This is a genomic window from Brevundimonas sp. (assembly GCF_013823285.1).
GTDB lineage: Bacteria > Pseudomonadota > Alphaproteobacteria > Caulobacterales > Caulobacteraceae > Brevundimonas.
This window is the reverse complement of record NZ_PNLV01000029.1, coordinates 1-12,165: the sequence shown is the minus strand read 5'-3', so window position 1 is coordinate 12,165 and position 12,165 is coordinate 1. Positions and strand designations below refer to the sequence as shown.

Annotated in this window: 14 protein-coding genes; 10 read left to right on the top strand and 4 right to left on the bottom strand. The window is 69.0% G+C overall.

Annotation, left to right across the window (positions count from 1 at the left end; genetic code table 11):
- The first annotated feature begins 39 nt into the window (after positions 1 to 39).
- Both fmt and truA read left to right on the top strand, forming a co-directional pair.
- Positions 40 to 954 (top strand): methionyl-tRNA formyltransferase, encoded by a 915-nt coding sequence (fmt, locus tag C0461_RS06140; protein ID WP_292104933.1) that lies wholly within the window; start codon positions 40 to 42, stop codon positions 952 to 954.
- Positions 954 to 1,706, top strand: coding sequence for a tRNA pseudouridine(38-40) synthase TruA (truA, locus tag C0461_RS06135; protein ID WP_292104901.1), 753 nt, complete (start codon positions 954 to 956; stop codon positions 1,704 to 1,706). The genes fmt and truA overlap by 1 nt, the downstream gene beginning before the upstream one ends.
- Positions 1,707 to 1,710: 4 nt before the next feature.
- On the opposite strand, the gene C0461_RS06130 is transcribed toward truA, so the two are convergent.
- Positions 1,711 to 1,845 carry an entericidin A/B family lipoprotein gene (locus C0461_RS06130; RefSeq protein ID WP_292104900.1) on the bottom strand — a complete coding sequence of 45 codons (135 nt, stop codon included), beginning with the start codon at positions 1,843 to 1,845 and terminating at the stop codon, positions 1,711 to 1,713.
- Positions 1,846 to 1,946: 101 nt separating this feature from the next.
- On the opposite strand from C0461_RS06130, the gene C0461_RS06125 reads away from it, so the two are divergent.
- Positions 1,947 to 3,620, top strand: a complete 1,674-nt coding sequence (locus tag C0461_RS06125; RefSeq protein ID WP_292104898.1) for a thiamine pyrophosphate-binding protein — start codon at positions 1,947 to 1,949, stop codon at positions 3,618 to 3,620.
- A 39-nt stretch (positions 3,621 to 3,659) separates the two neighbouring features.
- Here the strand turns inward: C0461_RS06125 and secA are convergent, their stop codons facing one another.
- A complete protein-coding gene (secA, locus tag C0461_RS06120) occupies positions 3,660 to 6,581 on the bottom strand; it encodes a preprotein translocase subunit SecA (protein WP_292104896.1) in 2,922 nt (973 codons plus the stop codon).
- A 264-nt stretch (positions 6,582 to 6,845) separates the two neighbouring features.
- Between secA and C0461_RS06115 the strand changes: the two genes are divergently transcribed.
- Genes C0461_RS06115 through C0461_RS06100 form a run of 4 tightly spaced genes read left to right on the top strand, consistent with a single transcriptional unit; the run spans position 6,846 to position 9,762 of the window.
- Positions 6,846 to 7,781 (top strand): peptidyl-prolyl cis-trans isomerase, encoded by a 936-nt coding sequence (locus C0461_RS06115; protein WP_292104894.1) that lies wholly within the window; start codon positions 6,846 to 6,848, stop codon positions 7,779 to 7,781.
- Positions 7,778 to 9,151 carry a bifunctional glutamate N-acetyltransferase/amino-acid acetyltransferase ArgJ gene (gene argJ / locus C0461_RS06110; protein ID WP_292104892.1) on the top strand — a complete coding sequence of 458 codons (1,374 nt, stop codon included), beginning with the start codon at positions 7,778 to 7,780 and terminating at the stop codon, positions 9,149 to 9,151. The genes C0461_RS06115 and argJ overlap by 4 nt, the downstream gene beginning before the upstream one ends.
- An 8-nt stretch (positions 9,152 to 9,159) precedes the next feature.
- A complete protein-coding gene (locus C0461_RS06105) occupies positions 9,160 to 9,558 on the top strand; it encodes a (deoxy)nucleoside triphosphate pyrophosphohydrolase (protein ID WP_292104932.1) in 399 nt (132 codons plus the stop codon).
- A gap of 21 nt (positions 9,559 to 9,579) precedes the next feature.
- Complete coding sequence (locus tag C0461_RS06100; RefSeq protein ID WP_292104891.1) at positions 9,580 to 9,762, top strand: Flp family type IVb pilin; 183 nt, start codon at positions 9,580 to 9,582, stop codon at positions 9,760 to 9,762.
- Here C0461_RS06100 and fliP read toward each other — a convergent pair.
- Both fliP and C0461_RS06090 read right to left on the bottom strand, forming a co-directional pair.
- Positions 9,759 to 10,541, bottom strand: coding sequence for a flagellar type III secretion system pore protein FliP (gene fliP / locus C0461_RS06095; protein ID WP_292104931.1), 783 nt, complete (start codon positions 10,539 to 10,541; stop codon positions 9,759 to 9,761). The two genes, C0461_RS06100 and fliP, sit on opposite strands and share 4 nt — an antisense overlap.
- A gap of 38 nt (positions 10,542 to 10,579) precedes the next feature.
- Complete coding sequence (locus C0461_RS06090) at positions 10,580 to 10,855, bottom strand: flagellar biosynthetic protein FliO (RefSeq protein WP_292104890.1); 276 nt, start codon at positions 10,853 to 10,855, stop codon at positions 10,580 to 10,582.
- Positions 10,856 to 10,988: 133 nt separating this feature from the next.
- On the opposite strand from C0461_RS06090, the gene flgB reads away from it, so the two are divergent.
- Genes flgB through fliE form a run of 3 tightly spaced genes read left to right on the top strand, consistent with a single transcriptional unit; the run spans position 10,989 to position 12,150 of the window.
- The gene (gene flgB, locus C0461_RS06085; RefSeq protein WP_292104887.1) at positions 10,989 to 11,399 is read left to right on the top strand and encodes a flagellar basal body rod protein FlgB; all 411 of its coding nucleotides are present in this window, start codon (positions 10,989 to 10,991) and stop codon (positions 11,397 to 11,399) included.
- Positions 11,400 to 11,442: 43 nt separating this feature from the next.
- Positions 11,443 to 11,829 carry a flagellar basal body rod protein FlgC gene (gene flgC, locus C0461_RS06080; protein ID WP_292104929.1) on the top strand — a complete coding sequence of 129 codons (387 nt, stop codon included), beginning with the start codon at positions 11,443 to 11,445 and terminating at the stop codon, positions 11,827 to 11,829.
- Between the two features lie 12 nt (positions 11,830 to 11,841).
- Entirely contained in the window at positions 11,842 to 12,150 is a 309-nt protein-coding gene (gene fliE, locus C0461_RS06075) for a flagellar hook-basal body complex protein FliE (RefSeq protein ID WP_292104886.1), read from the top strand.
- Positions 12,151 to 12,165: the final 15 nt, after the last annotated feature.

The window sequence follows — 12,165 nt, the reverse complement described above, 5'->3', positions numbered from 1 at the left end:
CGCCTTGTGGCGGACGTCCGCATGAGGCAAAGCCCCGCCATGCGCATCGCCTTCATGGGAACCCCCGACTTCGCCGTGCCGTCCTTGGCCGAACTGATCGCTGCCGGGCACGAGATCGTGGCGGTCTATTCACAGCCGCCCCGGCCCCGGGGACGCGGTCAGAAGCTGACTCCGTCCCCCGTCCACGCCTTCGCCGAGAGCATGGGCCTGCCGGTGTTCACGCCCGACAGCATGAAGGCGCCCGGCGCCATCGAAACCTTCCGCTCGCTGGATCTGGATGCGGCGGCGGTGGTGGCCTACGGCCAGATCCTGAAGGCGGAGGTGCTTGAGGCGCCGCGTCTGGGCTGTTTCAACCTGCACGGCAGCCTGTTGCCCCGCTGGCGGGGCGCCGCGCCCATCCAGCGCGCCATCATGGCCGGAGACCGCCAGACCGGCGTGCAGATCATGCGCATGTCCGAAGGTCTGGACGAGGGGCCGATCCTGCTGTCCGAGGTCATGGACATCCGCGACGACGACACCGCCGCCACCCTGTCGGACCGCATGGCCCACGTGGGCGCCGGGCTGTGGCCGCGCGCCCTGGCGGCCATCGAGCGCGGCGGGGCGACGCCGGTCGAGCAGATGGGCGAACCCACCTATGCGAAGAAAATCACCCCCGCCGAAGCGCGCATCGACTGGTCTCGTCCCGCCGCCGAAATCGATTGCCACATCCGCGGCCTGTCGCCCTTTCCCGGCGCCTGGTTCGAGGGACCGGACGGCGCCCGCATCAAGGCGCTGATGTCTCGCGTCGAGGACGGATCGGGCCCGGCCGGTCAGGCGCTGGACGACCACCTTCTGATCGCCTGCGGCAGCGGCGCGGTGCGCCTGACGCGGGTCCAGCGCGAGGGCAAGGGCGCTCAGGCGACCGAGGAGTTCGTGCGCGGCTACGCGATCGCGGCCGGGACGGTGCTGGCCTGATGCCGCGCTATCGCCTGACGCTGGAGTACGACGGCTCGGTCTTCAACGGCTATCAGGCCCAGGACGGCCTGCCGACGGTGCAGGGCGTTGTGGAGGCGGCGATCCTGGCCTTCTGCGGCCAGGCGATCCGGCTGCAGGCCGCCGGGCGCACCGACACGGGCGTCCACGCCACCGGCCAGGTGGTTCACGCGGACCTGGACAAGAACTGGCCCGCCCAGACCGTCATGAATGCGCTCAACGCCCACATGGTCGCGGCCCCGGTGTCGGTGCTGGCCTGCGAGATCGGCGGGCTGGATGACCGGGGCGAGGACTGGCACGCCCGGTTCTCGGCGCGCGAGCGGCGCTATCTGTACCGCATCCTCAACCGTCCGGCCCCGCCCGCCCTCGACAGGGGCAGGGTCTGGCATGTGAAGAAGTCGCTCGATGTGGACGCCATGCATGCAGCGGCGCAGGTGTTGGTGGGCCACCACGACTTCACCACTTTCCGCGATGTGAACTGCCAGTCGAAGTCGCCGGAAAAGACCCTGGATGTGGCGCGGGTCATTCGCATGGGCGAAGAGGTTCACCTGACCTTCGCGGCCCGGTCGTTCCTGCACCGGCAGGTGCGCTCCATGACCGGCACCCTGGCCGAGGTGGGCGCGGGCCGCTGGACCTTCGAGGACGTGCGGGCGGCGCTGGACGCGCGTGACCGCGCCGCCTGCGGGCCGGTGGCGCCGTCCTGCGGCCTGTATCTAACCGGCGTCGGCTACTGAGCGATCAGCAGGTGCCCTGGACGGAACACTGCACGCCCTGGCCCGCGGCCTCCAGATCCTGGCCGACGCCGCGCACGGTGTTGCAGGCGGACAGGGTCAGGGCGACAGCGGCGATGGTCAGAACAGCGATCTTGCGCATGGGAGATCTCCACAAAATTCGATAGCGGAATGTCCAGCTTCGCCGTGGGTTCCGCAAGCGGAATAGGCGCCGCCGCACCCGATCTGCTAGTCACCGTGACCATGACGCACACCCGCTCCCAGCCGCAAGGCACCGCCGCCCGCCGCCTCGTCGAGACCCTGGTCATCAACGGCATCGACACCGTCTTCTGCGTGCCAGGCGAAAGCTATCTGGCCGTGCTCGACGCCCTGGCCGACGTGAAGGACCAGATCCGGGTCGTCACCTGCCGCCATGAAGCGGGCGCCGCCAACATGGCCGAGGCCTACGGCAAGCTGACCGGCAAGCCGGGCGTCTGCATGGTCACCCGCGGTCCGGGCGCCACCCACGCCGCCATCGGGGTGCACACGGCCCATCAGGACTCCACCCCCATGATCCTGTTCGTGGGCCAGATCGCCCTGACCGACCGGGGCCGGGGCGCCTTTCAGGAGGTGGACTACCGCGAGGTGTTCGGCGGGCTGGCCAAATGGGCCACCGAGATCGAGACCCCGGCCCGCACGGTGGAGATCGTCGAGCGCGCCTTCGCCACCGCCCTTCAGGGCCGCATGGGCCCGGTGGTCGTGGCCCTGCCCGAGAACATCCTGCACGACGACGGCGGCCCCGCGCCGGTGCGCGCCGTGACGCCGGCCCGCGCGGCCCTGCCCGACGCCTTCGTGGCCCAGGTGCGCGAAAAGCTGGCGGCAGCGGAACGCCCCCTGCTGGTGCTGGGCGGCTCGGGTTGGACCCAGGAGGCGTCGGACGCGGTGGCGGGGTGGTGCGAACGCCTCGGCCTGCCGGTCAGCCTGTCGTTCCGGCGCAAGGACATCCTGAAGAACGACCACCCCTGCTACGTCGGCGACCTGGGTCTGGGCTGCAATCCGAAGCTGATGGCGCGGGCGAAGGGCGCGGACCTGATCATCGCCGTCGGCGCGCGGCTGGGCGAGAACCCCACCCAGGGCTACACCCTGTTCGAGCGCGAGGGGCTGGCCGACCGGCTGATCCATATTCATCCCGGTCCCGAGGAGCTGGGCCGCGTCTGGCCGACCCTGCTGTCGGCGGCGGCGGACAGTTCCCTGGCCGCCCTGGCGCTTTCAGAGATCGATCCGGGCCGCACCTGGCATGACGAGGCCGCGACCGGTCACGGGGACTATCAGGCGTTCTCCACCCCGGTCCCGGTCACCGGCGCGGTGAACATGAGCGAGTGCATGGCGCACCTGAACGACGCCCTGCCGCCTGACGCCGTGGTCACCAACGGGGCGGGCAATTTCGCCGCCTGGCTGCACCGCTTCTATCGCCACAAGGCCTGCCGCACCCAACTGGCCCCCACTTCGGGGGCCATGGGTTACGGCTTTCCCGCCGCCATCGGGGCCAAGGCCGTACACCCGGACCGCGAGGTCATCTGCATCGCCGGCGACGGCGACTTCATGATGCTGGCGCAGGAGCTGGCCACGGCGGTCCAGCACGGGCTGAACATCATCACCGTGGTGGTGGACAACGGAACCTACGGCACCATCCGCATGCACCAGGAAGGCCACTATCCCGGCCGGGTCATCGCCACCGATCTGAAGAACCCGGATTTCGTGAAATATGCGGAGGCCTTCGGCGCCTTCGGGGTGCGCTGCGAACGGACCGCAGACTTCCCCGCCACCCTGACGGCGGCCCGCGCGGCGGCGAAGGACCAACCCGCCCTGATCCACCTGATCACCGACGCCGAGGACATCGCCCCCAACCGCACCATCACCGGATTGCGCAAGGGGTAGGGGCTGCCCTCTCCCCCAAGGGGGAGAGGGGTGCGCGGTCTAGACCAGCGCGCCGTGGCAGTGCTTGAACTTGCGGCCGGAGCCGCAGGGGCACTCGGCGTTGCGGCTGGTGCGCTCCCAGCCCGGGGGCAGGGCGTCCACCGGCAGGCGGGCGCGGTCGTCGCCCGACAGGGCGCCCTCGGGCATCTGGGCCGCCGGGTTCCTCATCTCGTTCTCGCCAGTCAGCGGATTGAGGTGAATCTCCTGGAAGTCGCCGGCCGGCGGCGGCGGCGGCTCGAAGCGGAACTCCACCGTCATGACCCAGCGGGTGACGTTGTGGCGCAGATTGGTCAGCAGGGTCTCGAACAGCGAGAAGGCCTCGGTCTTGTATTCGTTCAGCGGGTCGCGCTGGCCATAGCCGCGCAGGCCGATGACCCCGCGCAGATGGTCCAGATGGACCAGATGCTCGCGCCACTGCATGTCGATCATCTGCAGCAGGAACTGGCGCTCCAGACCGCGCATCTGACCGGCGCCGATCTGGGCCTCGCGCTCGACGGCGCGGGCTTCGGCGGCGGCCTGCAGCCGCTCCTCGATCTCGTCGTTGGACACGCCTTCCTCGGCGGCCCACTCGCGCACCGGGACATCGAGGCCCAGTGTCTTGACCACATCCTCCTCGAGCCCGTCGATGTCCCACTGCTCGGCGTAGGCCTTGGGCGGCATGTGCTGTTCGACGATGTCCGACACCGTGTCCTTGCGGAACTCGCCCACCAGTTCGGACAGGTCCTCGGTGTCGAGGAATTCCTGACGCTGCTCGAACACCGCCTTGCGCTGGTCGTTCACCACGTCGTCGTACTTCAGCAGATTCTTGCGGATTTCGTAGTTGCGCTGCTCCACGCGCTTCTGGGAGGTCTCCACCGCGCGGTTCAGCCACGAGTGGCTGATGGCCTCGCCCTCGGCGACCTTGAAGGTCTCCATGATCGAGGCCAGGCGGTCGCCGGCGAAGATGCGCAGCAGGTCGTCGTCCGTGGACAGGTAGAATTTCGATGTGCCGGGGTCGCCCTGGCGGCCGGTCCGGCCGCGCAGCTGGTTGTCGATGCGGCGGCTTTCGTGGCGCTCGGTGCCCAGAACAAAAAGGCCGCCGGCCTCCAGGGCCGCCTGCTTGTTCTGTTCGATGTCGGCCTGAAGGCGGGCGGATTCGGCGGCCTCGAGCTCGGGCGTGATTTCATTGCCCATGGCGCGCTGTTCCTGGGTCCAGCGCGACATGCGCATCTCCAGGTTGCCGCCCAGCTGGATGTCGGTGCCGCGGCCGGCCATGTTGGTGGCGATGGTGACGGCGCCGGGCAGGCCCGCGTCGGCGACGATGAAGGCTTCCTGTTCGTGATGGCGCGCGTTCAGCACGTTGTGGGGCACGCCCTTGCCGCTCTTCTTCTCGACGGTGAAGGCGTCGGCCCCCAGCTTGTCCAGCAGCTTGGCGCCGGTGGGGTCGGTCTCCAGCTCGGTGCGCGTCCAGATCGGCTTGATGCGCCGCCCGCCCGCCAGCTGGCTGGCCTTTTCCAGAGCCTCGGGCTTGAGCCGCCAGACCTCGGCCTCCCAGGCGTGGGCCTGCAGCAGTTCGGACAGCTTTTCGGACTTCTCGATGGAGACCGTGCCCACCAGGATCGGCTGGCCCGCCGCGTGACGGTCCGCGATGGTCTGGGCGACGGCCAGGAATTTCTCGGCGGAGGTGCGGTAGACCTCATCGTCGTGGTCAATGCGCTGGATCGGCCGGTGGGTCGGCACCTCCAGCACGTCCATCTTGTAGATGTCGTGGAATTCCGAGGCCTCGGTGGCCGCGGTGCCGGTCATGCCCGAGAGTTTCTCGTAGAGGCGGAAGTAGTTCTGGATCGTGACCGAGGCCAGGGTCTGGTTCTCGGGCATGATCTTCACGCCCTCCTTGGCCTCGATGGCCTGGTGCAGGCCCTCCGAAAGGCGACGACCCTGCATGATGCGGCCGTTGAACTCGTCGATTAGCAGGATCTCCCCGCCCTTGACGATGTAGTCCTTGTCCCGCTGGTACAGGGTGTTGGCGCGAAGAGCCTGGTTGACGTGGTGAACCAGGGTGACGTTGACGGCGTCATAGAGATCGAGGGAGTCCTCGGCCAGCAGACCGCGCTCGCGCAGGATATCCTCGATCCGTTCCGAACCGACCTCGGACAGCAGGGCCTGGCGCTGCTTTTCGTCGTGGTCGTAAGTTTCCTTGTCCTTGATCATCTCCTTCACGATGCCGTCGACGATCAGATAGAGTTCCGACCGGTCGTCCGTGGGGCCCGAGATGATGAGGGGGGTGCGCGCCTCGTCGATGAGGATGGAGTCCACCTCGTCGACGATGGCGAAGTGGTGGCCGCGCTGGACCATCTCGCGCCGGTCATAGACCAGGTTGTCGCGCAGATAATCGAAGCCGAACTCGTTGTTGGTGCCGTAGGTGATGTCCGCGGCGTACGACGCCTGACGCTGGCCCTGGGACAGGCCGTTGACGATGACCCCGACCTCCATGCCGAGGAAGCGATAGACCCGGCCCATCCATTCGGCGTCGCGTCGGGCCAGATAGTCGTTGACGGTGATGACGTGCACGCCCTTGCCGGACAGGGCGTTCAGATAGACCGGCGCCACGGCCACCAGGGTCTTGCCCTCGCCGGTGCGCATCTCGGCGATCCCGCCTGCGTGCAGGATCATGCCGCCGGCCAGCTGCACATCGAACTGACGCTGACCCAGCACCCGCCTGGAGGCCTCGCGCACCACGGCGAAGGCCTCGTTGAGGATCTTGTCCAGGCTCTCGCCGCCGGCGACCCGGTCGCGGAACATCTGCGTCATCATGCGCAGTTCGTCGTCGCTGAGCGCCTCCATCTTGGGCTCCAGCGCATTGATGCGCTGGACCTGGGCCATGAAGGACTTGACCTGGCGGTCGTTGGAGGAGCCGAGAAACTTTTTGGCGAAGCCGAGCATGAAAAATCCGGTCAGGCGGTCGAGCGGGCGCTCGTTCTCGTAGGTGAGGCCCAGGGAGGGTCGGCGGACGACGCCGGGGGCCGGGGGTGAGAAGGACCCCGGCGGCCAAGCCCGCAAGGGAATTCGAGGCCGCGCGATCCATCGAAAACCCCTCGACTTGGGCGCGGGCGAGACTTAAGCACCGGCCTATCCCCTGTCAACGCGAGGGCTTTTGCGGCACGGTCCCGGCAGGGGTCCCGCAGACCCGGATTCGAGGAGCGCCTCATGGGTCAGACCCTTCGCCATTTCACCGTCCTGATGCTGATCCTGACGCTGGCCGCCTGCGGCCGCGGCGCCGGGGACGACACCCCGCCCGAGCCGGGCGACCGGGCCGTGGCCCGGGTCGAGGGGGCGCCCATCTGGGCGTCGGACGTCAAGCGCGAGGCGGTGGCCCAGGGGCTGATCGGAGAAGGCGAGCCGCTGGATGTGACCTCGGACCTGTTCCGCCGGGTGCTGGACGAGGTGATCGACCAGAAGCTGCTGGCGCGTGAGGCGGACCGGCGCGGTCTGGCCGACAGCCCCCTGGCCCAACGGCGGCTGGAGGCCACGCGCGAGCGCATCCTGGGCGACATGCTGGTGGAGACCACGGTCAACCGGGCCATTTCCGACGAGGCGGTCCAGACCCTTTATCAGGAGCAGCTGCGCCTGGCCCGCAATTCCGAGGAGATCCGGCTGCGCCTGATTATGTCGGCCACGCGCGAGGACGCCGACGCGGTGCGGGGCATGCTGGCCGCGGGCGCCAATTTCGAACAGCTGGCCATGCAGCGCTCCACCGACGAGGCGACGCGATTCTCGGGCGGCGATCTGGGCTACGCGACCCTGGATGTGATGCCCGCCGTCTATGCGGCCGCCCTGCGCGACGCCAGGGCGGGCGACACGGTGGGGCCGTTCGAGGCCGAAGGCGGCTGGGCCGTGCTGCGGGTCGAGGACCGGCGGCGCGAAACGCCCCCCACCCTGGAGCAGGCCCGGCCACAGATCGTGCGCTATCTGACCTATGAGGAGGTGCGCCGCCTGCTGGAGCAGCTGCGCGGCCGCGCCGAGGTCGAGGTGATGCTGACCGGCGACCCCCTGGCCGTGCCCGGCGCGCCCGAGGAGCCCGCGTCGGCGCCCGCCGGGCTCGCCGCTGACGCCCAGCCGCCCCAGAGCGAGGACCCCGCGTGAGCAAGACCCCATCGTCCCGCAAGGGCGTCTCAAACTCCATCGAGAAGGCGCTGGATCCCTTCGCCTCGGCCTTGAAGCGGGTGACGCCGGCCAAGGCGGTCCCCGCGTCTCCGGCGGCCACGGGCAAGCCCGGACTGGCCGTGTCGCCGCTGGCCGTGCCCTTTCCCGCCATCCCGCCCATCGCGGGGGTGGAGATCGCCACGGCCCGGGCGGGCTTCTACAAGCATGACCGCCATGACCTGACGGTGTTCCGCTTCGCCGAGGGGACCAGCTGCGCCGGGGTGTTCACCCGCCACCAGGTGGGCTCCGCGCCGGTGGACTGGTGCCGCCGCCATCTGGAGGCCGACAGCGGCGGCCAGGACGTGCGCGCCCTGGTGGTCAACGCCGGCTGCGCCAACGCCTTCACCGGCAAGGCGGGGGCCGACGCCGCGCGGCGCACGGCCTCGGCCGCGGCCAAGCGCTTCGACTGCCGCCAGCGGGACGTGATGCTGGCCTCCACCGGGGTGATCGGCGTCCTGCTGGACGACCGCAAGATCGCCGCGCGCATGGCCGGGATCGAGGCCGGGCTGAAGGCCGACGGCTGGGCCGCCGCCGCGCAGGCCATCATGACCACCGACACCTTCCCCAAGGGGGCGTTCGCCGAGGCGAAGATCGAGGGGGTGACGGTGCGCATCGCCGGAATCGCCAAGGGCTCGGGCATGATCGCCCCGGACATGGCCACCATGCTGGCCTTCATCGTCACCGACGCGGACATCCATCCGAACGTGCTCCGCGCGCTGCTGAACCTGCATGTGCGCACCACCTTCAACAGCGTGACCGTGGACGGGGACACCTCCACCAACGACACCTGCCTGCTGTTCGCCACCGGCGCCTCGGGCGCGCCGCGCATCGGGCGGGTGGGGGACCGGCGGCTGGCGGACTTCTCGAAGGCGCTGGACGCGGTGATGCTGGACCTGGCCCACCAGCTGGTGCGCGACGGTGAGGGCGCGACCAAATTCGTCAAGGTGACGGTGGAGAACGCCCGCTCGCCGGGTTCGGCCCGCAAGCTGGCCCGGTCCATCGCCGACAGCCCGCTGGTCAAGACAGCCATCGCCGGCCAGGACGCCAACTGGGGGCGGGTGGTCATGGCCGTGGGCAAGACCGACGAACCGGTGGACCGCGATCGTCTGTCGATCCGCTTCGGGCCCCACTGGGCCGCCCGGGACGGGGCGCCGGCGTCCGACTATGACGAGGCGAAGATGAGCGCCTACATGAAGAACCCGGAGCTGGAGATCACCGTCGACGTGGGCTCGGGCCGGGCCGCGGCCACCGTCTGGACCTGCGATCTGACCAAGGGCTACATCGAGATCAACGGCGATTACCGCTCGTGACCACCCCACTGCCCACCCTTCTCGTGGTCGCCGCCGCCCTGATCGATGCGGACGGCCGCGTGCTGATCGCCCAGCGGCCCGAGGGCAAGCAGATGGCGGGGCTGTGGGAGTTTCCCGGCGGCAAGGTGGAGCCGGGCGAGCGGCCGGAGCAGGCCCTGATCCGCGAACTGCGCGAGGAGCTGGGCGTCGAGACGAAGGAGGCCTGCCTGGCCCCGTTCGTTTTCGCCAGCCACGCTTACGATTCATTTCACCTGTTGATGCCACTGTATCTGTGCAGACGCTGGGAGGGTGCGGTGACGCGCCATGAGCACGCCGCCCTGGCGTGGGTCAGACCGAACCGCATATCGGACTACCCCATGCCCCCCGCCGACGCACCGCTGGTCGCGTATCTGCGCGACCTTCTATGATCTGAACCGCGGAGGGGCGGCATGAAACGGTTTGTGCGACGGCTGACCTCGGACGAGCGTGGCGCCACGGCCATCGAATACGGCCTGATCTGCGCCCTGATCTTTCTGGTCATCATCGGTGCGGTGACCCTGTTCGGCGAGACCGCGACCAATGTGTTCATCAGCGCGGCCAACGCCGTGTCCGGCGCCGCGTCAGGCGGCTAACTGCCCGCCGCGCGCTGGAAGCTCTCCACCAGCGATCCGGCCACCAGCCGCCACCCGTCCACCAGCACGAAGAAGATCAGCTTGAACGGCAGGCTGATGATCACCGGCGGCAGCATCATCATGCCCATGGACATCAGCACGCTGGCCACCACCAGATCGATGACCAGGAACGGCACGAACAGCAGGAAGCCGATCTCGAAGGCCCGCTTGAGCTCGGAGATCATGAAGGCGGGGGTGACCACCCGCAGGGGCAGGTCCTCGGCGTTTTCGGGCGGATCGATGCGCGACATGCGGGTGAAAAGCTCGAGATCCCGCGGGCCCACCTGATCCAACATGAAGGCCTTGACCGGCTCGGCCGCCGCATCGAACGCCTGGGGCAGCTCCATCTGCTGGTCCATGAGGGGGCGGATGCCGGAATCGTAGGCCGCCTGCCAGGTGGGCGCCATGACGATGGCCGACAGGAACAGGGCCAGGGACACCAGCACCGCATTGGGCGGCGACTGCTGCATGCCCAGGGCGGTCCGCAGCAACGACAGCACCACCACGATGCGGATGAAACTGGTGGTCATGATGACGATGGACGGCGCCAGCGACAGGACCGTGATCAGGCCCACCAGCTGGACCACCCGTTCGGTCAGGCCCGCGCCCGTGCCCAGATCGATATTGATGGCCGATCCGGACTGCGCGGCCTCCTGGGCGATGGCCGCCACGGGCAGGATCAGGCCCAGGGTCAGGCTGACCAGGGTGACGATCAGCGACAGGCGCAGGGCGCGCTTCAGTTCGGCGCGGGTGGGTAGGGCGAAGACGGCCGACCGGGTCACGGCCTGGCGTCCGGCTGACGCGGCTCGATCAGCTCCTTGCCCTCGCCCAGCAGGATCAGCCGCTCCTCCTCGTCCACACGGACCAGGACCAGACGGCGGGCGGGGTCCAGCACCAGGGTTTCGATCACCTGCATGCGCCGCTCGCCGCGCGCGCCCTGGAAGCGCACCATCAGGCCGGGCGCGTAGCGGCGCAGGGCGTAGGCCGCCAGGCCGATCAGGCCCAGCGTGATGGCCAGACCCAGAATCGCCCGCGCGAAATCAAGAAAACCCATTCAACCGCCCCGCCGGCCACACGCCGGATTCGCGCTCAGCATTAAGGGTCGTGGTTAATGACCCGTTGAGGAAACGGCCTGTTAACCATGCACCCGGCATTTTCCGCCTGGTAGCCATTGTGGCGGGAGTCTCATGCGCCTGGACAACATCCCCCTGTTCGACGCCATCCGCGGCCGGCTCGGCTGGCTGGAGGAGCGTCAGCGGGTCATCGCCCAGAACGTGGCCAATTCCGACACGCCGGGCTTCACAGCCCGGGACCTGCGCGCGCCCGACGACTTCGCCCACGCCCTCATGCGTCAGACGCAAGGGGTGGGCATGATGCGCACCAGCACGGCCCACATGGCCATGGAGCCCCAGCGCGGGGTCAATTACGCCTCCATGACCTCGCCCGATTCCGAAACCACGCTGGACGGCAATTCGGTGGTGGTCGAGGAGCAGATGCTGCGCATGGCCGAGAGCCGCATGGCTCACGACGCCGCCATCGGCTTCTACCAGAAGTCCCTGAACATGCTGCGGATGGCGGCCAGAAAGCCCACGGGCTAGGAGATGACCAATGCCTGATCCCGTTCCGCCCCGGAACCCGACCATGAACATCGCGGCCTCGGCCCTGCGCGCCCAGCAGTCGCGCATGCGCATCATCGCCGAGAACATCGCCAACGCCCAGTCCACGGCCCTGGTGGCGGGGGGCGAGCCCTATCGCCGCCAGATGCCGGTGTTCCAGACCCGGGCGCTGGACGGCGGCACCGGCGTCCAGCTGGCCGCGGTGCGGCCCGACATGGGCGAGTTCCGCTCGGAGTACGATCCGTCGCACCCGGCCGCCAATGAGGCGGGCTATGTCATGCGGCCCAATGTCGACACCCTGGTGGAGGCCATGGACATGCGCGAGGCCCAGCGGGCCTACGAGGCCAACCTCAACGTCATCGAGACGGCGCGCTCCATGGACACCCGCATCCTCGACCTGCTGAAGCGCTAGGAGACCTGAGCCATGAACCCCATGATGGCGGCGCGGGCCTATGCGGCCACCCAGGGAACGACCGCGCCCTCGGCCCCCGGCGGAAACGTCAATCCGGCGGGCGGCTCGGAATTCTCCAACATCCTGCAGTCGGTGATCGGCGACACGGTGCAGCAGTCCCGGGCGGCGGAGACCCAGATGTCGGCCGCCATCCAGGGCCGCGCCGAACTGATCGACGTGGTCACCGCCGTGACCTCGGCCGAGGCCTCCCTGGAGACCGTCATGGCCGTGCGCGACCAGGTCATCAGCGCCTATCAGGAAATCATGCGCATGCCGATCTGAGGCCGGCGCCTCACC